This window comes from uncultured Senegalimassilia sp., from assembly GCF_934632265.1.
In the GTDB taxonomy this organism is placed as follows: domain Bacteria; phylum Actinomycetota; class Coriobacteriia; order Coriobacteriales; family Eggerthellaceae; genus Senegalimassilia.
Window position 1 is genome coordinate 1 of sequence record NZ_CAKTYH010000021.1, and the last position, 21863, is coordinate 21863.

A 21863-nucleotide genomic window follows, 5' to 3' on the forward strand; every position below is an offset into this window, starting at 1 on the left:
GGTCTGCCTTGTGGCGAACACCGGGCCCGATGCTCCCGACAAGGGGTTTGAGTCGGCGTTCGTGCAGGCCAGCGGCCAGTTGGGGTGTCGTGTGGCTATATCGGCGTCAACGCTGGTGGCCGATCCGTCCGGCGAGGGACGAAGCGTCATCGCTTCGTTGACCGACGGGCTTGCGTCCGATTCGGCGCTTGCGGGCGTGTTGGGCGCTGCGGCGGGCGTTTGGTCGGGGGCGCTGAGCGCCTATGGCGACGGGCAGTCGGCTTTGGACGCGGCGGTTCGCGAAGGTTTAGGCGGTTTGCCCCTGGTAAGCACCTCCGGATTGGGGGATTGGGCGGCCGATGCGCTTTCCGATGCGTTTCGCACCGTGGGGCTTCAGCCGGCGAACCTGGATGCGCTGCGTCCGGCAACGGTGAACACGGCGCATGTCGCACAGGCGGGCGACGGGGCGTTTTGCGCCCGTTTGCTTGAGGTGAAGCGGCAGGCGGTCGAGCATCCGCTCATGTCCAACGACGTGTTCTCGTCGGTGGTGGGCGCCGTTCGCAGGGATGTGCTGCAGCGCTTGGATGCTTGGGGCGATTCCGTGGAAGTGGCGACCATCAGCATAGGCGGCGCTCAGGTGCCCATAACGGTTGCGCTTCCCCCGGCAGCGAAGGGGCTCGCCTCGGATGCCATTGGGGCTGTGGCCGACAAGCTTTTGTCCGTGTATGCGAGCGTGACGGGATTGCGGCAATGGGATTGATCATCGACCGGATAGGGGCCGTCGGCAGGTCGTCCGGGCAGATGACGGTGGAGTTCGTGGCTGCGCTGCCCGTGCTGTTGGCGGTGGCGGCCATATCGGTCAATGCCTTGACGTTTTTCGGATGGTGCGCGGCGTTCGATGACGATTTTCGCGATTCGGTCCGGGTGTTCGCCGCCTCACCGGCCTACGGGCAGGGCGTAGGCGACTCCTGCGCGCTCATCGAGCGGGCCCTTGATGAGCGGCTGGACGCGGAAAACGTCTCGGTCAGCGTTTCGGCACATGGCGTTTCGGCAGGCCATACGTCGTTTTCCGCAACGCTCGAGTATATGCCCACGTTGTTCGGCCTGGGGTTGAAGTCGGAGGTGATGGGAGTGGCGCTGCCGAAGTTGTCGCATACCGAGGAGCTGGTGGTGGATTGCTATAAGCCGGGGGTGCTGCTGTGAGCGGCTGCCGTAAGCGTGCGATGCGCGCCGCCGATCGGGCGGCATGGCGATCGTCGCGCACGGAGCGCGGTTGCCGCGTACGGGCTCGATCTGCGCGTGCGGCGCTCATCGTGGCTGCAGGGTTTGCTTTTCTTGCCGGTGCCGGAGGCGTGCAAGCCCAGGCGGCGCGGAGCATGGCGTCCGAAGCCGCTTCGTATGCCGGATTCGGCGCGGTCATGGGGGCGGTCGGCGATGGCTTTTCCTGTTCGCCTTCGGATGTTCCCGAGGCGTTCGCGGACGAGTTGCTGCCGGTGGCGGGTAGGCGCGGGCTGCGCTGCGATGCCCGCTCGCACCTGGTGGGATTCGAGCACGAGGGCAGCGCCTCCGATGCGCTGCGGGAAGCGCGGGATGCGCTCGAGCGCGGCGGATGGAGCATAACGGCCGCTGAGCAGGGATTATGTGCGACGTTTTCGAAAGACCGCGGCGTCTGCCGTTGGGCGTTCGTGCAGTGCGTGCAGACGGCGCAGGGATCGAGCGTGGTGGTGCAGTGGTCCGAATGCGGGAAGGAGGGGCTTTCGTGAAGGGAAAGGATGCATCGATCCGGTTGGCCGTCGGGTTCGGAGCCCGTGTGCGCGGCTTGCTGGGAGCGAAGCGGTCGAAGGGCGTCGTCATGCTGGCGCCGTGCAACGACGTCCACACGTTCGGCATGGCCGAGCTGATCGACATCGCGTTTTTAGACGAGCGAGGGCAGGTGCTGGAGTCGTATCGGGCCGTGGGGCCGCGCAGGCGCATCAGGTGCCGCAAAGCGGTTGCCGTTTTGGAGCGGTTCTCCGTGAACGACCCGCCATGGTTTTCGGCGGGGGAGCATGTGGAGATGACGAGAAAGGATGGTGCGGGGAAATGAGGGTGTGCCCGGTTTGCCACGCGAGGGCGTTCGACGACGCCGAGATCTGCTACGGCTGTATGTATAGGTTCGGCGGCAAGGAGACGGCGGCTCCGCCGATGCCGGGCGATGCGCGCAAGGCAGGGGGTGCCGGGTCGCTGCCCCAAGAGCCGCAGGCTCGTGCCCGGGCGTCTGCTTCCGGCGTGAATGCGGCTTCTTGGGCCGATGCGCGCCAGGCAAGCCTGACGAAGGGGCGTTCGATGGAGCAGTCGCAGCAGCTGCTCGACGGCGATGCTTCCGGTGCTGAGCGGTGCTTGGACGAAGGGTGTCCCGAGGGCGTTCCCGTTGTCGCCAAGAACGTGAGCGTTTCCGCCGGCGGAGCGGACATCGTGGTGCGCATCGAGCTGGTAGGCGCCGTGGAAGCGGATGCGGCGGGCGAGGATGACGCTGCGCGGCAGGCGGCTCAGGCGGCAGCTTGCCAGCTGCTGCGCAGAGGCAGGCCGATACGGGGATCGGTTGGCGCCCGCCCGGCCGATGTGCAGCGAGGAGCATCGGCCGGGCAAGGGGCTGAGCAGGCAAGGTCTTCCTATCCGCGTCACGCTGCCGAAGTGCGGGCGGTAAGCGCATGACGGGGTACGCGCTGGTCGTGCTGGCCTTATGCGCCCTCATCGGGGCCACGGTAGGCGCGTTTGCGGTGCCCCGAATCGCCGACATGCTGCTGAGCAGGGCATATTGGCGCTCTTATAGTTGGTGGTATCGCTGTCTGGATGATTTTTCGCGCTATCGCGAAGCATGCCCGGGCCGGCTTCCCCGCCAAGGCGAGAAGGGGTCGGCCGGCGCCGTGGGCATCTGGCTCGAGGATTGCCGCTCCCAGGCTTTGAAGGGAGCGCTCACGCATGAACGCGCCGAAGCGCTTCGGGAGGCGGGCATCGATGTTGGCAAGGGCGCCTCGTCGCGAAGCGAGGTCGAGCAGCGGCGGCGCTGCTCGTTCTCCCCGCGGGTATGGCAGCGAGCGGTGCTTGCCGCCGCCATGGCGCTATGGTTCGCGGCGCAGCCGCTGTTCGGCGTTCCGTGGCACCAAGGCGCCTTGCTTTGCGTGTGCGGTGCGGTCATGGCAGCGGGCGTGGCGTGCGATCTGCGCGCGAGGATGATCCCGCTGGAGAGCTGTGCGGCGTTGCTGGTCGCAGGAGGCGCTTACCAGCTGCTTCGTCATGGGCCCGCTGGCATCGCGGAGGGGGCCGTTGCCGCAGCGGCGGTTCTGGCGGTGTGCTGGGTGGCGAACCGCATCGCGCGAAACAGCGGAGGATCGGTGGGCTTCGGCGACATCCGCTGCATGACGGCGCTCGCTTTCGCATGCGGCCCTGCAACGCTTTTGGGCGCGGCGGCTTGCTATGCGTCGGCCTGCGCGTTTTCCCTTGCAGGGATGTTGGCGCATCGGCTTGGACGTCGTGACGGCATCCCCATGGCGCCGTTTTTGTCCATATGGCTGGCGGTGGGGACGACGGTGCTCGGATGAGGATGGGGTCTGGAAAGGAGGTGGTGCCTTTGGGCTGGTTCGGCGTCGGTTCGATTCGATGACAAGGAAAAGGCAGCGAATGGGAAGGTTTGGATATGGGTATGGAGATGAACGGCGTTGCAGTGAAGGGCTTTGCGGACAAGGCTCGCGCCCTGGCGTATCGCGGCGAGGAGGATGGCGGGTCGGAGATCGTGCAGGTGGTCATCGCCTTGGGTTTCGCCGTGGGCCTGGGAGCGGCGCTCATGATCTTGCAGACGCAGGTCAACACGGCGATCACGTCTGCCGGCAACTCGGTCACGAACATGTTCAAGAGCGTGACGAGCGGCGCGGTGGGAAGCAGGTAGCCGCGCTTGCGCGCCCGGCCGGCAGCTGGGCGCGGGTCGATGGGGCGAGCGCCGTCACGTTCGTGATGGCGCTGCCCTTGCTGATGGGCCTGCTGTGCGCTGCCGTGGACATCGGAAGGGCGGCGTATCTGGGCATGGAGGCCGATGTCGCGGCGCAAGCCGCTTGCCGCTATGCGGCTCAACGCATAGCCCAGGGGGATAAGGCCCCGGACGGGGCGTCTGCCTTGTCGGCGGCGCTGGAGCAGGCTCCCGGGCTTGCCGCCGAAGGCGTTTCCTGTTCGGTCGAAACCGATTGCTCGCCTGTGCAGGCGAAAAGGGTCGGGCGCAAGACGTTCGACCCGCAAGCCGATCGATTCGAAGAGCAGGTCGTCGAGTTCGCTTATCGGCAGGTCAGCGCCGAGGTGCGCGTGAGCGCCCGATGCTTGACGCCCGTCGGCGAGGCTATGCTTTCCGCAGCGGGCGCGATCGATGGGCTGCAGCTGTCGTCGGCGGCGAGCAGGACGGTTTCGGTGGATGCGGATGCGGGGGTGCGGCATGGTCTTCGATGAACGGGGCAGCGAGAGCGTGCAGTTCTCCTTCGCCGCGGTGCTGCTCATCATTGTGGCGTTCGGCATCATGCAGGCGGTCATGATGAACGCGGCGGCCATCATGCTGTCCTCCGAGCTCACCCAGGCGTGCATGCGCATCGACGTGTCGGGTTTGAGGGCGGCTTCGGACAGGGAATCGTTTGTAGCGGGCCAGATCCTCGACGAGTTCTCGCAGCTGCGCCGAAGCGATTTGTCGGTATCGGGGGTGAAGGTGGAATCGACGGCGCGCGAGGATGCTCTTCCTGCAGGCGGCGTTTCAAGCCGCACCGCCAGCACCCTCGTCTCCTACGACGTGTCCTACAAGGCGCCGATCTCGCTGGCGGGGTTTCGCGAAGGCGGAAGGCTGTCGCGTCATGTCACGTGTGCGGTGGTCGATGAGCGGGTGACGGAGGTGAGCCTTGCATGAGCCGATATCGAGGGGAGAGGGGCAACGTTGCCCCGCTTGCCGTGGCGTTGTGCCTGGTATTGGTGATGACGCTGGGCTTTTTGGCGGATTGCGCCCTGCTCTACGGTGCAAAGGCCCGTCAGGAACAGGCTTTGGATGCCGCAAGGTCGGCCTGCATGGACGCCAGCCAAGCCGCCGCCGCGAAATACGGCGATGATGCAGGAGCGATCCTTGCCGATCTGATCGTGGAGCAGGTCAGGGCGCAAGGGGTGGAAGGGGCGGTTAGCGTGTGGTTCTACGAGGCGCCCGCTCGGGCGGTCGCCAAAAGCGAGCGGCTTTGGGTGGTCGGCATGCAAGTGGAGGAGGCGAAAGCCCTTCCGTTTGCCGTAAGCTCCGCCCCCGATGCGAAGGTGGCTTCGAGTCGGGTGTTCAGCGCGCGCCCGTATGCGGCGCAGCAAGTTTGGCGGCCTGATGTCCGCATATGCGGCGTGCATCGTTTCGGCGATGGCTGCGGCGCAGGTCAAGGGCGGTTCTCGGCGATAAGCGCGCTTGAGGGATTCCCTCGGGAGATAGCCGAGGAGGCTCAGGCGCGTTTAGGTGGATAGCGAAAGGGGGACGACCATGTCGGTCGGAAGGAACACGGGGCGCGCCTCGCGGCAGACGCTGTCGGGGCGGTTGCGCTCCGGCGGGCGTCCGGGGGCGGCGTATGGAAGGGCGGCCGGGCAGTCGGACGAGGGTGAGCAGCGCCCGATCGACGACGCCGTCCGCTCGATGGATTCCGCAGCTGCGCGTTTCAAGCAGATGTCGGCGGTGACCGCGGCGGCGGTGGCCGTTGCGGTCGTGGCGGTGGGGTACGGGTTATGGCAGGCAGGGGTATCCCATGCGGCGGTCGATCAAGCGACGAAGGGCGCTCGCAGCGTGGTCGTCACCACGCGCGACGTCGCCGCCGGCGATCCGTTCGGCGCGGATGCGGTGCAGCTTGTGGAGGTCCCCCAGGCCTTCCGTCAAGATGATGCGCTCGGTGCCGACGCCCTTGACGGCGCGGGCGGCGTGGCAGGCGCCAGGGCATTGGTGTCCGTTCCCGCGAACACGCAGCTATCGCCCCAGATGATCGCCGGCAGCGCGGCGGATGGCAGGTTGGCTGCGCAGCTTGCCGCGGGTATGGAGGCGGTGTCCCTGTCGGTCAACGACGAGACGGGCGTGGCCGGGCAGGTTCAGCCGTTCGACGAGGTTCGCGTGGTGTGCGTCACCGAGGCCGCAGGCGGCGCGGTCAGCTTGGACGAGCTTTGCGCTTCGGCGCGGGTGATGTCGGTGGGAGGCGACGGTGCCGGCGAGGGTGCAGCGTACAGCGCCATCACGTTGGAGTTGACGCCGGAGCAGGCGGACGCCGTCCGTCGCGCGCAGGCGTCGGGCACCATCAGCGTCCAGCTCGTCGCGGGCGGCATGTTGTCGGGAGGTATGGTCGAGCATGATGGATAGGGGGACCGAGCTTGCCCTGAAGCGGGCGGTTCGCGAAGGCCTTGCGACCAGGTTGCAGGGGGATTTCGATCCCGTTGAGGTGGAATCGGCCATCCAGTCGCTTGTGCAAGAGGCCGTACGGGCGTGGAACCTGGGCCTTACAGAGCCCGACGTCGCCTGCCTGTGCCGTTCGGTTGGCGACGATTTCCTTCGTTACGGCCCTTTGCAGGAGCTGTTGGAGGACCCTGGGATCACCGAGATCATCGTCAACGGTGGCGGCGTGGCGATGGATGCCGGGGTGGCAAGGTTTTTGGAGCCGCATGTGTTCGTGGAGCGTGCGGGGCGTTTGGAGCCGTGCCCGTACGTTCGATTCGACGATGCCGATCACCTGCGGCGCATTATCGACAAAATCGCCGAGCAGGCGGGCATGCGTTGCGACGAGGCGCATGCCATGGGCTGCGCCATGCTGCCGGGCGGCAAAGCGCGAGCGACGTACATCGTGCCACCGCTTGCCCCGGACGGCCCCGCGCTCAACCTTCGCCTGTTCGGCGATGACGTCATGAGCATCGAGGATTTGACGGCGCGAGGCGCTCTCAGCCCCGTGATGGCGGAGTTTTTGGCTTCGGCGGTGCGTGCTCGGTGCCCGGTGATCATATCCGGAGGTACCGGTTCCGGCAAGACGACCATGCTCGGCGCGCTTTCCGGGTTTATCCCCGACGACGAGCGCGTCTTGACCATTGAAGACACGCCTGAGCTGCGGCTTCGCGCCGCGCATGTCGAGCGGATGCAGACGCGGGAGGCGAACACCGAAGGCGAAGGGGCCGTCGGGATGCGCGAGCTGGTGGCGCTCTCGCTGCGTCGGCGCCCCGATCGCATCATCGTGGGCGAATGTCGCGGAGCGGAGGCTTACGAGATGCTGCAGGCGATGCAGACCGATCATCCCGGGTCGATGACCACGGTGCATGCCAACGACCCGGGAAACGCGTTGAGCCGTCTGCGCACCATGGTGGGTTACGCCAATGCCGATTTGGGCCGCGACGTCATCGTGCAGCAGATCGCGGAATCGCTTGCGGGGGGCTTGATCGTCCATGTGGAGCGCATGCGCGACGGAGGGCGGCGCGTTACCAGCATCGTGGCAGTCGACCAGATGCCTGAGGGCGCGACGGTCATCCCCCGCGCCGAGCTGTTCCGGTTCGAGCCGCGCGGGGTGGATGCGTTCGGCCGCATCACGGGAGCTTGGCGCGCGTGCGGCGTTCAGCCGCAGCGCATCAAGCAGCGTATGCTCGCGGCAGGGGTGAGGTTCGATCCGTCTTGGTTTTTCGGGTCGTAGGAAGGCGATGGCTATGAAGGGATTCTTCTCCGGGGCGCTTGCCTTCGGCGTGCTTTTGGCGACAGCGGCGGTGGCGTGCACCGCCCTGTCCTTGAGGTTGCGGCAAAGGGTCGAGGAAAGCGATGCCCGGGCATCGGACCGGGCGTTGTATGAGCTGGGCAAACGCGATGCCGAATCGACGAAGGCGGATGCCGAAGGACCGCTTGGAAGGATGCTGCGCGATGCGGGTATCGAGGCGTCTCCGGTTTCATGGACGCTGTGCTTGGGCACCGTGGGCGCGTTCGCGGCATTCTTCGGCATGCGGATAAACGGCCCGCTCGGTGCGATGCTGGGCATGGGGTTGGTTGCCATCGCCGCGGCGCTGTACGTGCTGCGCGCGCGGGCGAAACGGCGCGAGCTGCTTTCCCGGCAGTTCGTGCGGCTCGTGCCTCAGTTGTCGGCCAGCGTGAAAAGCTCGTTGACCCTTGAGCGCGCGCTGCGGGTCTCGGCCGACCATGCTCCGGAGCCGCTGCGCTCGGAGCTGATGGCAGTGCTCGCGCGCGTTTCCTATGGCATGCCGTTGGTGCAGGCCCTTGCCCGCATGGCGCAGAGCACAGGCGACGCCGATGTCGCGGCGTTGGCGTCGGCCATGCGCATCCAGCAGCGTTTCGGCGGGTCGATGGGTGCGGTTCTCGATCTGATCGCGGAGCACGCCCAGGGCCGCGCCCTCATGCAGCAGGAGCTGCGCAGCGAACTTGCGGGAACGCGTATGGCAACGGTAGTGGTGGCGTGCGCCATGCCCGCGATCTTTGCGTTCATGTTCGCCACAAACCCGGCGTTCTCCCTGTTCTATCGGGAAAACCCGCTGGGGTGGGCCGTGCTTGCGGGCGCTGCGCTCATGGAGGTGGCGGGTATTGCGGCGTGCCGTCGGATCACAAGGTTCTCGTATTAGGCGCGCTCGCGCCGGTTAGGGGGTGACACATGCAAGGTCTGACGTTTTGCGCGATCTGCCTGCTGGCGATTGCTGCAGGGTTGGCGGTTTATGAGGCGCTCAACGCTTGGGCCGGGGTGAAAGCGCGCGGGCTTATGCCGGCGTGGACAAGGTCCGATCAAGCCGGCGGCCCGCCGAGGAATCGATCCCATGCGGGCGCGGCTCGCTTGTGGTCGCGTGCCGTGGAAGCGCTTGCGGATTTCGCCCCGCTTTCGATGAGGGAGCGGGAGCGGTCAAGGGAGCGGCTTCGATGCGCGGGCATTGCTTTGGAGCCCGAAACCTGGCGCTGCGTGTGCTTTGCCGCGGTTTCGGGCTGTGTGCTCATCACCGTTGCGGCGTGCGTCGCGCTTTGTGCGGCGCCGGCGGTGTTCGTTTTCGTCGTTTGCGGAGCGGGGTTTGCGGGCTGCGGTGGCTTGCGGCTGTATCTGCGATCGAGGCGCCAAGCGCGCCGCGCCGCCATCGATGCCGGATTGCCCGATGCCATGGAGCTGCTTGGCGTGGCGATAGCCGCCGGATCTCCGGTCGAGCAGTGCTTCCGTCAGGTCGCTGAAAGCTTGACCGGTCCGCTTGCCGATGAGTTTCGCCTGGTAGATCAAGAGGTCAACTTGCTGGGGCACTCCCGCGCGAAGGCGCTTTCGAACCTTGCGCAGCGCTGCGCAAGTCAGGAGGTCACCGCGTTCGCCGCTCAGCTTACCCAGGCTATCGAGCAGGGCGCATCGGTGGCGCAGGGGCTTGCCAATCAAGCCGCGCTTGCTCGCTCGCGCGCACAGGCGGCGGCGCTCGAACATATCAGGAAGATGCCGACGAAGCTCGATGTGGTGCTGTCCGTTTGCTTTTTGCCGCCCACCACGTTGCTGGTGCTCGTTCCCACGGTGGTCGATTTGCTGGCGTTTCTAGGGGGTGGGCTGGCTTGAGGTCGTTTCGATGGGCGCCGCAGGAAGGAGGGGGAGGACGATGGTGAGGCAGAGACATAAGGCCGCGATGCGCCGCCGCCGCGCTCCAGCATCAGGCAACGCGACGACGGGGGATGGGCGCGTGCTCACGCGCCGCGGTTTCGTGTTCGGTTTGGGGGCGGTCGCTGTTGGACTGATTATGTACAACCCCCGAATGGCGTTTGCCGATGAACCTTGGTGGGACGGGTCCTTGGTCTTCCGCGGATATGGCGCACGTTATGCCAGCAGGTTTTGGAGCGAAATCGGTTCGGTGCAAGCGGGGGCAGGCGCCGAGCAGGCGGGGAATATGTACACCGGTTTGCGGGTATCGGCGAAAACGCCTTGGGTTGAATGGGACATCTCCTCGCGGCAGTTCATCAGGGTGGCCACCAAGATCACCATGGCATGCGATTTCACGACGGAGCTGTATTACCACATGAGGGGCAAGCTCGAGATAGCTTGCGGAAGCTATAACGAGTTGAACGCCTCGTATAACCTGTGGCACACGGATTCGGGCGATGATACGCGTTTCACCCTGTTCCATACCGTCGACGGTGCGCCTAAAGGGGGCGTGGAAGAGGAGTCGAAGGTCGTCGTCATCGACAACGAGGCTGGAGCGGGCATCCATAGAGACGGTTGCCATGTGTGGACCGATTACCGCGGGTATCCCGGATCGGACTACTCGGTGTGGATTCGGCGTACCGAGCGCGATGCGATGCATGGCTTTCAGCTGAGGTCGTGGTTTTGGAACTATTACTACTATGGGAAGGACTGGTACTACCAGCGTGCCGACGATCCCCCCATCGGCTTTTCCACGAAGTGGGTCAAGCAGCGTGCGAAACGGGTGGGCATTGCAAGCGAGGCGCAATGGGCCGGTCGCGTGCTCGTCATCTCCCCGGAAACCGTGCCGTCGCTGCAGTTGGGCGTCGACGGGCCTCGCGCCGGCCAGGGTTGCGGCGTGTTCGCCTCCGCGTCCTCGACGAGGCGTCACTGGATAGCGGTGATGCACGAAGACGAGCGCTTTGCCGGAACGTTTCGCTTCGTGCCTGTTTGCGCCGGCGACGGCTCGCTTTCGTTGGGCCAGGCAGGCGGCGGGCCGCGTTTCGACGCAAGCGCGGCGGAGCTCCAGCGCCGCACGGGGGCCGATCGCGCGCAGGCGGTGTGGGTGCATGGGCGAGGGTCGTGCCAATGGCTTATCAGCGATTGCTCCGGCATGGCGCTGGATCGCGTGGGGGCCTCGCAGAACAACGGCGCGCGCGTGCAGTTCCATTCTAACGGCTATGCCGACGAGGAGTGGGGCAACGAATCGCATATGTGGCATCTCGAAGACGCTCGTTTCGGAACGGAGGACGGCGGCATGTTCGACCTTGAGGGTGCCGCAGATGGCTCGACGGTTGCCGTGGGCGCTTCGCTTGGCGTTCCCGACCCCCGGACCGCGTTCAGGCCCGGAGGCGCATCGGCAGACGCGAAAGGCATTCGCTACGAATATGCATGGTTTGCCGATGACGGTCAGAGCGAAGCCGTTTCGGAGATTCCCGAGATCATGGGCTGCGCATGCGTCTCCTTCGATGGCAAGCGCGTATGGCTTGATGCGCAGCCGGCGGCGAACGTGGTGGGAACGTGCGGGCGTGCCGGGGCTTTGCGGGCTTTGAGCCTGTCGGTCGAAGGGGGCGGGCCGGGGCTTGCCGCGCGAATCGCCTCGTCCGGAGCGTGGCGCGATGCCTCGCAAGAGGGAGCCGAGGCGCAGGGCCTCAGCATAAAGCTCAGCGGGGATGCCGCTTCGCGCTTCCGTGTGCGCTATCGCGTATGCGGGAAGGATGGGACCTGGTCTGATTGGGTCCAAGATGGGCAGGAGGCGTCCTGCGGCGGGGTGCCGATTCATGGCATAAGCGCCCGAATCGTGCCGGCGGGGCTTCTTGAGGAGACGGGGCGAACGCTTCAGGTTGGCGAGGACTTGGCGGGAAAACGATTGGCGTGCATCGTGCGTGCGACCACCGCGTATCTGCATGCCCCGTATCTGGGGAGCGCCGTTTCGAAACCGCTGCAAGTGGTGAACCCTTATACCATGGTGCGTTATTTCGTGGACGGTGAACGTGAGCCTTGTTGGTCGGAGCGCGTCGACGAGTCGTCTTCGTACCGCGTCGCCCCCGATGCGCGCACCGTCGCGTTGAAACCTGGGTGCGAGAAGGTGGATGGGTGGTTCACCGACGCCGCGTGCACCGTTGCATTCGCCGATGGGGCGGTGGTGCAGGGCGCGACGCTGGACCTCTATGGGCGCAATATCGCCGAGGTTCGCTACGCGTTGACGGATATGGCGCGGGAATTGTTCTCGGAGCGGCGGTGCTTTGCCGATAAGCAGCTTGAGGCCGAGGTGGACGGCGAATCCATGCTGCCGTCCGCGCAAGAGATATCCTACGGGGAGGTGCTGTCGTTTTCGCGGCGTCCCAGCGTGTGGTACGAGGCCGAGGGGCGTGCAAGGGAGGCGGTCGGCATAGCCGGCGCGTATGCCGACGCCTCGGCAGCCGAGCCGCCGGCGCTGAAGCTGAAAGTGACATGCTCTATGACGGCGTATCTTGCATGGGCGTTGCCAAGATATGAAGGCATCTGGGTTTCATAGGCATGAAAAACGGATCGAGCCGCCAATGCGCGGCGGCTCGATCCAATGTGCAAGTGCGCGATGCAGCGCCGGGGCGCATCGCGAAGATGACGGCAGGGCCGCACCGCGAAATACGGGGTAAGGTCGATTTGCTCGACCTGCACGTTATCGCCAAGCCTCCTGAGGCGACGCGCAAGGCGTGCTGCCTCAGGCTACCGGCCTTCAACCTGCTTTTCGAAGCTATCCTCGGCTTGCACCTGAAGCTGCTCCTCGATGGCCTGGTAGGCGGCAAGGATCTGCTCGCAGTCTTCGGTCAAGCGGCTTCCATGGGCCCCATCGCGATAAAGGAGCTGCACGTCAAGGGCGGCTTCCGTGTCCTTGATGATGCGCCACGCCTTGCTGTAGGCCATGCCCATGCTCTTGGCGGCGGCGTTCAAGGAGCCGGTGTCGCGCACGCCGATGCACAGGCTGGCGATGCCGCGACCGAACACCGAGTTGCTTTCCGTGTCGGGATTGACCACGGAAAGCCTGACGATCGGCTTTAGCTTGGTGAGTTTGCTCATGAAAGGTCCCTCGATTCCCCTTGCATCTTGCTATTCGTTGCCCAGGGCAGCGAGAAACCGCTCCGTCGCGCTCTCGATATCCTCGGTGGTGCCATCGATGACCTCGGTGAACCTGATGGGCAGGCCATCAAGCTCTGCCAGGCCGCGCGGCACGTCGTGGTGGCCCGATTCGTCGGCGACCAGGTCGTTAAGGCCGCAGCCGGAAAGCGCGGCAACGTTTTCCGGCAGGGGCTGGCCGGGCTGCATGTCGTGCAAGGCGCGGTACACGTTGTTGCCGAACTTTGCCCAGTGGGCGGTGCTGGCGATGAGCACGGGGTTCTCGCCGCGCAGGTTCTGTGCGGCGCGGTACGCCACGGCGGTGTGCGGGTCGAGCAGGTAGTCGTGCTTGTCGAGCACTTCCTTGATGGTGCGCAGGCACTCGGCATTGTCCACGCTGTCGGCGGCGAAATGCTCGCGAACGGCCTTGAACGTATCCTCGTCCACGCGGAAGCAGCGCTGTTGCTTCAGGTCCGCCATCCAGCCGGCGATCGCCTCGGGGTTGCGGCCCGTCAGCTCGAACAGCTGGCGCTCCAGGTTGGAGCTGACAAGGATGTCCATAGAAGGGGAGGGGGTCAGCACGAACGGACGGTCGGACACGTCGTAAGTGCCGGTGTTGATGAAATCGGTGAGCACGCGGTTCTCGTTGCTGGCGCAGTACAGCATATCGATGGGCACGCCCATGCGCTTGGCGTAGTACGCGGCAAGGATGTTGCCGAAGTTGCCGGTGGGCACGCACACGTCAAGCGGCGCCCCGGCTTCAAGTTTGCCATCGGCCACCAGCTGCGAGTAGGCGGACACGTAATATACCACCTGCGGCAGCAGGCGACCCCAGTTGATGGAGTTCGCGCTGGAAAGGGAGACGCCGTGCTCGGAGAGCAGCTTCTCGGCGAAGGCCGCGTCGCCGAACACGTTCTTGGCGCCCGTCTGGCAGTCGTCGAAGTTGCCGCGTACGCCCCATACGTTGACGTTGGACCCACGCTGGGTGGCCATCTGGCGGTACTGGATATCGCTCACGCCGCCGTCGGGGTACATGACCGAGATGGAGACATGGGGCAGGTCGCGGAAGCCCTCGAGGGCGGCCTTGCCGGTGTCACCCGACGTTGCCACCAGGATAAGGAAGTCGTGGTCGAGCTTGCCCTGCTCGCGCAGCTGGGCGGCCGATGCGCTGAAGAAACGCGGCAGGCACTGCAGCGCCATATCCTTGAAGGCGCTGGTGGGGCCGTGCCACAGCTCGAGGACGTGGGTGTCGGCATCAAGGGAGGTGATGGGGCAGATTCGCTCGTCGTCGAAGTTATCGCCATAGGCCTGCGCCATCAGCTCGTCGACCACCTGAGCGGGAAGATCGACGCCGAAGGCCTTGTAGATGCGCGCTGCGCGCTGTGCATAGGGCAGCTGCGCCAGCTCGCAGATCTCTCCGAGCGTAAGCTCGGGGATATGCTGCGGGACGTACAGTCCGCCGCCGTCTGCCAGGCCGTTGATAACGGCTTCGGTGAACTCGACGGGCTGGTCGACGCATCCGCGCGTATCGATGTAACGGTTCTCTTGCATGGGCTTGGCGCCTCCTTCGGCATTGCGAAAAGGGGGATTATTCACGGTACGCATAATATTCCTGCGAAAGTACAGATGGAAGATGAATTTCCCGTTCTTCAGACAAACGGTGGTCAAAGGCCCATTACGAAGTAAATGTGGTGAAACTTTGAAAAATTACCCGTAGCGTACAAAAAGTTGCCCAGGGCTTCCATTCAAAGTCAATTTGATATAACATCCTTCTGTTGTATGCGTCTAACAAATGAAGGGAGAACATCATGGAGACTGCAATGGCAAGCGCTGCGGCGAAGGCTGCGCGAGCTTCTAGCGTGTCCGTCCAGCAGATGCCGCTTTCCTTTCTGAAAGAGGGCGAGACCGCGCATGTCGTCAAAGTGCGCGGGAAGGGCGACCTGCAGCATCATCTGGAAAACCTCGGCTTCGTGGAAGGAGCGGAGGTCAAGGTGGTGTCGGGCGTGGCGGGAGACTTGATCGTCTCCGTCAAAGGCGCGCAGGTGGCGATCGGCCGCCTAGCGGCGTCCCATATCATCACCTCTGCGGCAACGGCGTAGCAGCCGTTCTGCCGTCGCAATGGGCGAATCCGGCCGCAGCGGGAAAACGCTGCGGCCGTTCGTGCGGCTGCGCTGCAGCCGCCAGTATAAGGGCTGGAGAGAAGCACAAGAAAGCGAGGATAGGGCTAGATGGCCGAGACTCAGGGCAAAACGCTGCGTGATGTGCAGATCGGCGAATCTGCTACGGTGCGCCGCCTTAGCGGAGAGGGCGCGCTCAAGCGCCACATCATGGACATGGGCATCACGAAAGGCGTTGAGGTGTACGTGCGCAAGGTGGCGCCGCTTGGAGACCCGATCGAGGTGACGGTTCGCGGTTACGAGCTGTCGCTGCGCAAAAGCGAGGCGGAGTGCATCCTCGTCGACTAGCGTGTACGCCGGCGTAGCAGCCGGTGTGTCGACTGTCGATGGGCAATGGCGCGAGTGCGCCGTTTTTTACCGGACCGAGTTACCGTAACCTAACTCAAAATAGGCTTCTGACCTGGGATTACAAGACATTGAAAGATATCTCATCACGCGACAGCATAAGAAGCCGGATCGATTCGCAAGAAAGGTAGATCATGGGAATCTGCATTGCCCTTGCCGGCAACCCGAACTGCGGCAAGACGACGATGTTCAACGACCTGACGGGTGCCAACCAATACGTTGGCAACTGGCCGGGCGTCACCGTCGAGAAGAAGGAAGGCAAGTACACGCGCGACAAGGACGTGACCATCACGGACTTGCCGGGCATCTACTCGCTGTCCCCGTATTCGCCCGAGGAGATCGTGGCGCGCGATTACCTGCTCGAGGGCGGCCCCGACGCCGTCATCAACCTGGTGGACGCCACCAACCTTGAGCGCAACCTGTATCTGACCAGCCAGATTCTGAACCTGGGCGTTCCGGTCGTGATCGCCCTGAACATGATGGACCTGGTGGAGAAGAACGGCGACAAGATCGACGTCGACGGCCTGTCCCGCGAACTCGGGTGCCCCATCGTCCCCACCTCGGCGCTGAAGGGCCGCGGCATGGAGGACGTGGTCAAGGCCGCCATCGATGCTGCTCGAAGCAATAAGATCCCCGCGTCGCAGATGAAGTTCGACGCCGCCGTCGAGGAAGCGCTCGTCAAGATCGAGGGCGTGCTCGGCGACAAGGTAGCCTCCAACGCGGCTCGTTGGTATGCCATCAAGCTGTTCGAGGCCGAGGACAAGACCATCGCCGACCTTAAGCTTTCCCAGGCCGACCTGGACGCCATCGCCGCTATACGCACCTCCATCGAGGACAAGCTCGATGACGATACCGAGTCCATCATCACCGCCGAGCGCTATGACGCCATCAGCCACGTCGTGGACAAGACCGTCAAGCGTACGCGCACGGGCCTGACCACCTCGCAGAAGATCGACCGCGTGGTCACCAACCGTTGGCTGGGCCTGCCCATCTTCGTCGTCATCATGTTCTTCGTGTACTGGCTGGCGGTTTCCGTCGGCGGCGGTGTGGTGACCGACTGGGCCAATGACGGCATCTCCGGCGATGGCTGGCTCTACACCGGCAACGCCGCGTTCGACGAGGCAACCGAGGAATACGAGGACGCGCATTCCCAGGTCGTCGCCTATGTCGAGAACATCTTGGGCGAGGACGAGGAATCCGAGCTGCCTTCCGACGAATCTCAGGAAGTGCTCGACGCCTTGGCTGCGGAGGAGCCCGAAGCTCCCGAAGACGACGCCGATGCGGACGCCGTAGCGGAGTACGAGGACGCCCTGGCCGAATACGAGGAGGCGCAGGCCGTCGTCGCCGACTTCGATGAGCAGGCGCAATCCTCGCATGCCGTGGCCACCATGGAGGTGGAGGACGAGGACGGCAACGTTCAGGAGCAGTCCATCACCTTCGCCGATTACCAGAAGGCGCTTGAGGTGGAAGAGCCCGATCCGTCCGACGGCACGTGGGGCCTGTGGATCCCGGGTCTGGGCGCCATCATCGCCGATGCCATGGAGTCCGCCGATGTCGCGCCGTGGCTGCAGTCCCTTGTCAACGACGGCATCGTCTCCGGCGTCGGCGCCGTCATCGGCTTCATCCCGCAGATGGTCATCCTGTTCCTGCTGCTGGGCATCCTGGAGTTGTGCGGCTACATGTCCCGCGTCGCGTTCATCATGGACCGCATCTTCCGCAAGTTCGGCCTGTCCGGCAAGTCGTTCATCCCGATGCTCATCGCCTCCGGCTGCGGCGTGCCCGCCGTCATGTCCACCAAGACCATCGAAAACGAGATGGACCGTCGCATGACCATCATGACCACCACGATGATCCCGTGCGGCGCTAAGATGCCCATCATCGCGCTCGTGTTCGGCGCGCTGGCATCCGGCGACTCCTCGGCGACGTGGTACGTGGCCCCCATGTTCTACTTCCTGGGCGTCATCGCCATCATCCTGTCCGGTATCATGCTGAAGAAGACCAAGCTGTTCGCCGGCGAGGCAACCCCGTTCGTCATGGAGCTGCCCGAGTACCATATGCCTACGGTGAAGTCCATCCTGCTGTCCATGTGGGAGCGTGTGAAGGGCTACATCATCAAGGCAGGTACCATCATCTTCCTGTCCACCATCGTCATCTGGTTCCTCATGAACTTCGGCGATGCGGGCGCGGGCTTCGGCCTGCTCGACCCCGATGCGCCCGACTACATGGAGCACAGCCTCATGGCCGGCCTGGGCAACCTGCTTGCCTGGATCTTCGCCCCGCTGGGCTTCGATAACTGGCAGGCCACGGCGACCGCCGTCACCGGCCTGGTGGCCAAGGAGAACGTCGTTGCCACCGTGGGCATCATCACGCAGCTGGCCGATTACGGCGAGGCTGACCCGCAGCTGTGGTTCGGCTTCCTGCAGATGCTCGGCGGCTCCACCGCAGCCGTGGTCGCGTTCTGCGCGTTCAACCTGCTGTGCGCGCCGTGCTTCGCCGCCATGGGCACCATCCGCCAGCAGCAGAACTCCCCGAAGTGGTTCTGGATCACCATCGGCTACCTGTGCGGCTTCGCCTGGTGCGTGGGCACCATGCTTTACCAGTTCGTCGGCCTTGCCACCGGCGAGGTTGAGTTCAACGTGTTCACCGTGGTGGCCATCGTTATCGCCGCCGCCATGCTGTTCCAGATTTTCCGCCCCATGCCCAAGCGTGAGGAGAAGCAGGAGAAGTAACCTCGTGCAGGTCTTTTGGGACCGCATCGGATCCGACCGCGTTTGATCCGGTAGCGTACTCGGACGGCTTAGCCGGACCGTGCGATGATCATGCGGGACGTCGCCTTCGGGTGGCGTCCCGCTTTCGTTCGTAGTATTATCCAAGGGAAACAATTTACCTGCGCGCCGTCTGCGGCGCGCGCAGCGTGGGAAAGGAGTCGGACCATGATCTTGGGTTTGGAGTTCAACCTGTCGACTGCGGTGGTCCTGCTGATCGTGGCGGCTTGGGCGGTGTGGGCCGTGCACCGTCTGTGGAGCCGCGGCATGTGCGATTGCCATGCCGACAGCCCGCGCGGCTGCTCGGGCAGCTGCGGCGGGTGCACGGGGTGCAGCGCCGCGGCGCGCATGGCCGCCGACATGGGCAAGGCCGTGTCCGGGAAATAGGCAAGCCGGGGGCCGGGCTCGCGGTTTCGAAGGTGCAGCTAAGGGAAAGGGTCGGCTTGGTGCCGGCCCTTTCGCATGCATGGCGGTCTTTTGGTCGAGGAGATCCGGGCATGTGGCGCAGCCGTCTCTGCGCTACAGGGGCCGAGACATGTGGCGCAGCCGTCCTGCGATATCCTGGCGGCAGGGGAGGTTCGCATGCGAAGCGCTCGAATGGGCTTGGAAACCAAACGGAAACGGGAAGCCCGTCGGTTCCCGTGTCGAACGCAGACGAAGCGTTCGAATGAACTTGAGAGTGAAAACGTGCGAATCAAAAAGGTTACCCTGGAGAACTTTCTTTCAAAAAGTTATTGACGGCATACTTAAGTTACCCTATACTGACAAATGTCGATGGCAAGCGTTCCCCCTTCGCTGAAGCCATCAGACTCCTCTCTTTCTTTGCTGACCCGGCGTCGAGGCTCTTCTCGTCTGGCCCCGTCGCATCAGCAGGCCGACGAGGGTTCCATACCCCCCCTCTCCACCCTCGTCGGCCACATCCCCTCTCTCGCAAAACGAATCATGGTTCAACGAGCCGATTGAGCAGCTCGATTGCGCAGGTGTGCGCTTTTCGGCGTTATGCTGTCGCCCTGTGGTACTATGGGGTCACGTATGAAAGGAGGGCCCAATGGAGAAGATGTCCAAATCGCACGAGGATTACCTTGAGGCCATCGTAATGCTCGGGGGCACCACGGAGGTGTCCGTCCGATCTGTCGACATCGCCAACAAAATGGGCGTTTCCAAGGCTTCCGTGAACAAGGCGGTCACCGCGCTGAAGGAGAAGGCGCTCGCCGAGCAGCCGTATTACGGCGACGTCACCCTCACCGAGGCTGGCTTTGCTTACGGCACGGCTATCTATGAGCGTCATTGCATGCTTTCGAAGTTCCTGCACAAGGAGCTGGGCATTCCCGAGGACGTCGCCGAGAACGAGGCCTGCCTTATGGAACACGCCATCAGCGACGATTCGTTCGAGAAATGGAGAGCTTATATTAAAAAGCTCGACCTCTAAGGGCGCGATCCGCCCATCGCTGAAGCTAAACCGCATGCCAACCGCCCGTTTCCCCATCGGAGACGGGCGGTTTTGCATCTTGGACGTCGGCGGCGCGGCTTCGCTCGATGTGCTATCCTAGCCAATGCTTCTTGCATCAAATCACACACTTAATCGAACCACATGCGCTAAGGGGCGGTCATCCATGTCACGGCAAGCTCATATCCTCTCGTTCGACGACGTCAAGCGAGGCGGTTCCCGTTACCCAGAAAACCAGCATCGCGACCGGGCGGAGCGCTCGCAGGCGGGTCGCACCCGTGCAGGCCAGCGCCCCTCGCAGGCCCCGCGTCGTCAAAGCTCGCCGTTGCTGTCCTATCTTTCCGAGGACGCGTTCGCGCAGCCGTATTCCGAAGAGGACGGCTTCCAGCATCCGGCCTCGCAGCGTCGCAGCGCCTCCCGTGCTTCCCGCAACCGTAGCGAAGCCGCTGCCGAGCGCCGCCGCTCCTCCCGCGTTTCCTCTGCCTCAGCGTCAGGCGAACGCGACCAGGAAGCGGCGGAAGGCCAGATCACGGCAGCAGATCGCCGTCGCGCCAAGGCGAAGGCCCGCGCCAAGGCCAAGGCCGGCCGTGCGTTCGAGAAGCAGTTCGGCGGCCAGGCCCCCGAAAGCGATGATTCCCCGCGCGCAGCCGTGTACAAGGGGCAGATGGGCGCAAGCCAGCGCCGCGCCCAGCGCATGCAGGCCGATGAGTCGGCGCCGTCGCGCAACCGTCGACGTGCGCGTTTCTCCAAAGAGGCCCTTGCAAGCGCCATGGGCTCCCGCACGTTCATGATCGGGGCCGCCGTGGCGGCGTGCCTGGTCCTGTCCACGGTGTTCCTGTATCCCACCGCGCAGCGTTACTATTGCAGCGTGCGCGACCACGACAAGCTGGTCATCGAATACGATGCGCTCGTCGATCGCAATCAGGAGCTGCAATCCGACGTCGACTCCCTGCAAACGGACGCCGGCGTCGAGCAGCGCGCCCACGAGCAGCTCGGTTGGGTGAAGAAAGGCGAGGAATCCGCCAACGTGCGCGGTTTGAACCTTGAGGAAACCCAGCAGGGCTCCACCATCACGCCCAACATCTCCTCCGATAGCGTGCAGGCGCCCGATACGTGGTACTCGCCGCTGCTCGATCTGGTGTTCGGGTACAAATAACCAGGCAAGGGGGTTGCTATGACCGAAAGCCGCACACAGGGTTTTGCCGCAGGGCGCTATGCCGCCATCGACATAGGAACGGTCACGTGCCGTATGCTCGTTGCGGATGTCGATGCCTTGGGCGCCATCCATGAGGTCGATCGCGAGTACGCCATCACCAACCTCGGCGAGGGCGTCGATGCCACCGGCATGCTCGCACCTGCCGCCATCGCCCGCACTGTTGAAACAGTAGGGCGGTATTGCGCCGTGCGCGACGGCCTTGCGGCCGAAGGCGCCCCCATCGCCAAGACCATCGCGGTGGCCACCTCGGCATCGCGCGATGCGGGCAACTCCGATGAGTTCGCCCATCGGCTTGCCGAGCTCGGCATTGTCCTTTCGGTCATCCCGGGCTGGAAGGAGGCGGGGCTGTCGTTTTCGGGGGCTTCGTGCGATTTCCCCGGTCAAGACCTTATGGTGGTGGATATCGGCGGCGGCTCCACCGAGATGGTGGTGGGCCGTGCCGGGCAAGCGCCTGCGTGGGCGCACTCCTTCGACATCGGATGCCGGCGCGTCACCGAGAAGTTCATCCGCACCGACCCTCCCGCGCCTGCCGAGCTGGAAGAGGCGCGTGAATGGGTCGCACGGCAGCTTGCCGAGCACCTCGGGGAAGCCGGGAAGGCCGGCGTCGCGCCTGAGCGCCTGGTGGCGGTCGCGGGCACGGCCACCACGGTGGTCGCGGTGCTCGATCAGATGCGCGTGTACGATTCGGCGAAGGTGCATAAGGCGCACGTGACGCGCCAGCAGCTGGATCTGCAGTACTCGGAGCTTGCGGCCATGCCCCTGGAGCAGCGCAGCCAGGTCGTGGGCTTGGATCCCGGCAGAGCGCCGGTCATCGTGGCGGGCCTGGTCATCATGCAGGCGGTCATGGACGCCGTGGGCGTGGACGGGTTCACCGTCAGCGAGACGGACATCCTGCATGGCATCATCCTGGATGCGGCGAAGGTGGGGTAGGCGGTATCCCGAAGGGTGATGCGCTCTGAAGTTTCGCGGGCGCATTCGCAACGCCGAGCAGCGGAGTGCGCGAACAAGCGAAAACGGCCTGGATCGGGCGTTTGAACTGCATCCCAAAACTTGGACGGCTTAAATAGAGACTACGTGGAGAGGGTAAGATTTCTTGGACACCAAGTTAAGGGCGAAAGGTGTTCTATATGACCCAGAAGAGGAAGCGTTACG

Annotated in this window: 23 protein-coding genes and 1 pseudogene; 22 read left to right on the top strand and 2 right to left on the bottom strand. The window is 64.4% G+C overall.

Features of this window, described 5'->3' with window-relative positions:
* The 15 genes and pseudogenes from Q0H50_RS02880 to Q0H50_RS02950 all read left to right on the top strand — a co-directional run.
* On the top strand, window positions 1-739 hold a 739-nt coding region (locus tag Q0H50_RS02880), incomplete at its 5' end, for a hypothetical protein (RefSeq protein ID WP_294419174.1).
* The gene (locus Q0H50_RS02885) at window positions 730-1182 is read left to right on the top strand and encodes a hypothetical protein (RefSeq protein WP_294419176.1); all 453 of its coding nucleotides are present in this window, start codon (window positions 730-732) and stop codon (window positions 1180-1182) included. The genes Q0H50_RS02880 and Q0H50_RS02885, both read left to right, overlap by 10 nt.
* A 173-nt stretch (window positions 1183-1355) precedes the next feature.
* Window positions 1356-1742 carry a hypothetical protein gene (locus tag Q0H50_RS02890; RefSeq protein ID WP_294419179.1) on the top strand — a complete coding sequence of 129 codons (387 nt, stop codon included), beginning with the start codon at window positions 1356-1358 and terminating at the stop codon, window positions 1740-1742.
* Window positions 1739-2065 carry a DUF192 domain-containing protein gene (locus Q0H50_RS02895; RefSeq protein WP_294419187.1) on the top strand — a complete coding sequence of 109 codons (327 nt, stop codon included), beginning with the start codon at window positions 1739-1741 and terminating at the stop codon, window positions 2063-2065. Before Q0H50_RS02890 ends, Q0H50_RS02895 begins: the two co-directional genes overlap by 4 nt.
* The gene (locus Q0H50_RS02900) at window positions 2062-2673 is read left to right on the top strand and encodes a hypothetical protein (protein ID WP_294419188.1); all 612 of its coding nucleotides are present in this window, start codon (window positions 2062-2064) and stop codon (window positions 2671-2673) included. The genes Q0H50_RS02895 and Q0H50_RS02900 overlap by 4 nt, the downstream gene beginning before the upstream one ends.
* Entirely contained in the window at window positions 2670-3560 is an 891-nt protein-coding gene (locus Q0H50_RS02905; protein ID WP_294419190.1) for a prepilin peptidase, read from the top strand. Before Q0H50_RS02900 ends, Q0H50_RS02905 begins: the two co-directional genes overlap by 4 nt.
* A 95-nt stretch (window positions 3561-3655) precedes the next feature.
* The gene (locus Q0H50_RS02910; RefSeq protein WP_294419225.1) at window positions 3656-3904 is read left to right on the top strand and encodes a hypothetical protein; all 249 of its coding nucleotides are present in this window, start codon (window positions 3656-3658) and stop codon (window positions 3902-3904) included.
* 53 nt (window positions 3905-3957) lie between these two features.
* A pseudogene (locus Q0H50_RS02915) lies at window positions 3958-4452 on the top strand (TadE/TadG family type IV pilus assembly protein); the annotation flags it as partial.
* Complete coding sequence (locus Q0H50_RS02920) at window positions 4439-4897, top strand: hypothetical protein (RefSeq protein ID WP_294419193.1); 459 nt, start codon at window positions 4439-4441, stop codon at window positions 4895-4897. The pseudogene Q0H50_RS02915 and the gene Q0H50_RS02920, both read left to right, overlap by 14 nt.
* Entirely contained in the window at window positions 4894-5481 is a 588-nt protein-coding gene (locus Q0H50_RS02925; protein ID WP_294419195.1) for a hypothetical protein, read from the top strand. Before Q0H50_RS02920 ends, Q0H50_RS02925 begins: the two co-directional genes overlap by 4 nt.
* A 16-nt stretch (window positions 5482-5497) precedes the next feature.
* Window positions 5498-6355, top strand: coding sequence for a Flp pilus assembly protein CpaB (gene cpaB, locus Q0H50_RS02930; protein WP_294419197.1), 858 nt, complete (start codon window positions 5498-5500; stop codon window positions 6353-6355).
* Window positions 6345-7664, top strand: a complete 1320-nt coding sequence (locus Q0H50_RS02935; protein ID WP_294419198.1) for an ATPase, T2SS/T4P/T4SS family — start codon at window positions 6345-6347, stop codon at window positions 7662-7664. The genes cpaB and Q0H50_RS02935 overlap by 11 nt, the downstream gene beginning before the upstream one ends.
* 13 nt (window positions 7665-7677) lie before the next feature.
* Window positions 7678-8595: a type II secretion system F family protein gene (locus Q0H50_RS02940; protein ID WP_294419200.1), complete on the top strand. Its 918-nt coding sequence runs from the start codon at window positions 7678-7680 to the stop codon at window positions 8593-8595.
* A gap of 305 nt (window positions 8596-8900) precedes the next feature.
* Window positions 8901-9548, top strand: a complete 648-nt coding sequence (locus Q0H50_RS02945; RefSeq protein ID WP_294419204.1) for a type II secretion system F family protein — start codon at window positions 8901-8903, stop codon at window positions 9546-9548.
* 325 nt (window positions 9549-9873) lie between these two features.
* Complete coding sequence (locus Q0H50_RS02950; protein WP_294419207.1) at window positions 9874-12183, top strand: hypothetical protein; 2310 nt, start codon at window positions 9874-9876, stop codon at window positions 12181-12183.
* 191 nt (window positions 12184-12374) lie between these two features.
* On the opposite strand, the gene Q0H50_RS02955 is transcribed toward Q0H50_RS02950, so the two are convergent.
* Both Q0H50_RS02955 and thrC read right to left on the bottom strand, forming a co-directional pair.
* Entirely contained in the window at window positions 12375-12725 is a 351-nt protein-coding gene (locus tag Q0H50_RS02955; protein ID WP_294419210.1) for a LysR family transcriptional regulator, read from the bottom strand.
* A 30-nt stretch (window positions 12726-12755) separates the two neighbouring features.
* A complete protein-coding gene (gene thrC, locus Q0H50_RS02960; RefSeq protein ID WP_294419212.1) occupies window positions 12756-14312 on the bottom strand; it encodes a threonine synthase in 1557 nt (518 codons plus the stop codon).
* 257 nt (window positions 14313-14569) lie between these two features.
* Here thrC and Q0H50_RS02965 point away from each other — a divergent pair, with 257 nt between their 5' ends.
* The 7 genes from Q0H50_RS02965 to Q0H50_RS02995 all read left to right on the top strand — a co-directional run bounded on the left by Q0H50_RS02965 (window position 14570) and on the right by Q0H50_RS02995 (window position 21641).
* Window positions 14570-14860 (top strand): FeoA family protein, encoded by a 291-nt coding sequence (locus tag Q0H50_RS02965; protein WP_294419214.1) that lies wholly within the window; start codon window positions 14570-14572, stop codon window positions 14858-14860.
* A gap of 129 nt (window positions 14861-14989) precedes the next feature.
* Window positions 14990-15226, top strand: coding sequence for a FeoA family protein (locus Q0H50_RS02970; RefSeq protein ID WP_294419216.1), 237 nt, complete (start codon window positions 14990-14992; stop codon window positions 15224-15226).
* Window positions 15227-15417: 191 nt separating this feature from the next.
* Window positions 15418-18012, top strand: coding sequence for a ferrous iron transporter B (locus Q0H50_RS02975; RefSeq protein WP_294419217.1), 2595 nt, complete (start codon window positions 15418-15420; stop codon window positions 18010-18012).
* 204 nt (window positions 18013-18216) lie between these two features.
* The gene (locus Q0H50_RS02980; protein ID WP_294419219.1) at window positions 18217-18435 is read left to right on the top strand and encodes a hypothetical protein; all 219 of its coding nucleotides are present in this window, start codon (window positions 18217-18219) and stop codon (window positions 18433-18435) included.
* Between the two features lie 661 nt (window positions 18436-19096).
* Window positions 19097-19477, top strand: coding sequence for a metal-dependent transcriptional regulator (locus Q0H50_RS02985; protein WP_294419220.1), 381 nt, complete (start codon window positions 19097-19099; stop codon window positions 19475-19477).
* Between the two features lie 184 nt (window positions 19478-19661).
* Window positions 19662-20651, top strand: a complete 990-nt coding sequence (locus tag Q0H50_RS02990) for a septum formation initiator family protein (protein ID WP_294419222.1) — start codon at window positions 19662-19664, stop codon at window positions 20649-20651.
* A gap of 18 nt (window positions 20652-20669) precedes the next feature.
* Window positions 20670-21641, top strand: a complete 972-nt coding sequence (locus Q0H50_RS02995; RefSeq protein WP_294419223.1) for a Ppx/GppA phosphatase family protein — start codon at window positions 20670-20672, stop codon at window positions 21639-21641.
* Window positions 21642-21863 lie beyond the last annotated feature (222 nt).

Bases quoted from the DNA above. Each gene is read 5' to 3' on its own strand.
- Q0H50_RS02885 (WP_294419176.1), top strand. From the start codon at position 730: ATGGGATTGATCATCGACCGGATAGGGGCCGTCGGCAGGTCGTCCGGG.
- Q0H50_RS02890 (WP_294419179.1), top strand. From the start codon at position 1,356: ATGGCGTCCGAAGCCGCTTCGTATGCCGGATTCGGCGCGGTCATGGGG.
- Q0H50_RS02900 (WP_294419188.1), top strand. From the start codon at position 2,062: ATGAGGGTGTGCCCGGTTTGCCACGCGAGGGCGTTCGACGACGCCGAG.
- Q0H50_RS02905 (WP_294419190.1), top strand. From the start codon at position 2,670: ATGACGGGGTACGCGCTGGTCGTGCTGGCCTTATGCGCCCTCATCGGG.
- Q0H50_RS02910 (WP_294419225.1), top strand. From the start codon at position 3,656: ATGGGTATGGAGATGAACGGCGTTGCAGTGAAGGGCTTTGCGGACAAG.
- Q0H50_RS02920 (WP_294419193.1), top strand. From the start codon at position 4,439: ATGGTCTTCGATGAACGGGGCAGCGAGAGCGTGCAGTTCTCCTTCGCC.
- Q0H50_RS02925 (WP_294419195.1), top strand. From the start codon at position 4,894: ATGAGCCGATATCGAGGGGAGAGGGGCAACGTTGCCCCGCTTGCCGTG.
- cpaB (WP_294419197.1), top strand. From the start codon at position 5,498: ATGTCGGTCGGAAGGAACACGGGGCGCGCCTCGCGGCAGACGCTGTCG.
- Q0H50_RS02935 (WP_294419198.1), top strand. From the start codon at position 6,345: ATGATGGATAGGGGGACCGAGCTTGCCCTGAAGCGGGCGGTTCGCGAA.
- Q0H50_RS02940 (WP_294419200.1), top strand. From the start codon at position 7,678: ATGAAGGGATTCTTCTCCGGGGCGCTTGCCTTCGGCGTGCTTTTGGCG.
- Q0H50_RS02950 (WP_294419207.1), top strand. From the start codon at position 9,874: ATGTACACCGGTTTGCGGGTATCGGCGAAAACGCCTTGGGTTGAATGG.
- Q0H50_RS02955 (WP_294419210.1), bottom strand. From the start codon at position 12,725: ATGAGCAAACTCACCAAGCTAAAGCCGATCGTCAGGCTTTCCGTGGTC.
- thrC (WP_294419212.1), bottom strand. From the start codon at position 14,312: ATGCAAGAGAACCGTTACATCGATACGCGCGGATGCGTCGACCAGCCC.
- Q0H50_RS02965 (WP_294419214.1), top strand. From the start codon at position 14,570: ATGGAGACTGCAATGGCAAGCGCTGCGGCGAAGGCTGCGCGAGCTTCT.
- Q0H50_RS02970 (WP_294419216.1), top strand. From the start codon at position 14,990: ATGGCCGAGACTCAGGGCAAAACGCTGCGTGATGTGCAGATCGGCGAA.
- Q0H50_RS02975 (WP_294419217.1), top strand. From the start codon at position 15,418: ATGGGAATCTGCATTGCCCTTGCCGGCAACCCGAACTGCGGCAAGACG.
- Q0H50_RS02980 (WP_294419219.1), top strand. From the start codon at position 18,217: ATGATCTTGGGTTTGGAGTTCAACCTGTCGACTGCGGTGGTCCTGCTG.
- Q0H50_RS02985 (WP_294419220.1), top strand. From the start codon at position 19,097: ATGGAGAAGATGTCCAAATCGCACGAGGATTACCTTGAGGCCATCGTA.
- Q0H50_RS02990 (WP_294419222.1), top strand. From the start codon at position 19,662: ATGTCACGGCAAGCTCATATCCTCTCGTTCGACGACGTCAAGCGAGGC.
- Q0H50_RS02995 (WP_294419223.1), top strand. From the start codon at position 20,670: ATGACCGAAAGCCGCACACAGGGTTTTGCCGCAGGGCGCTATGCCGCC.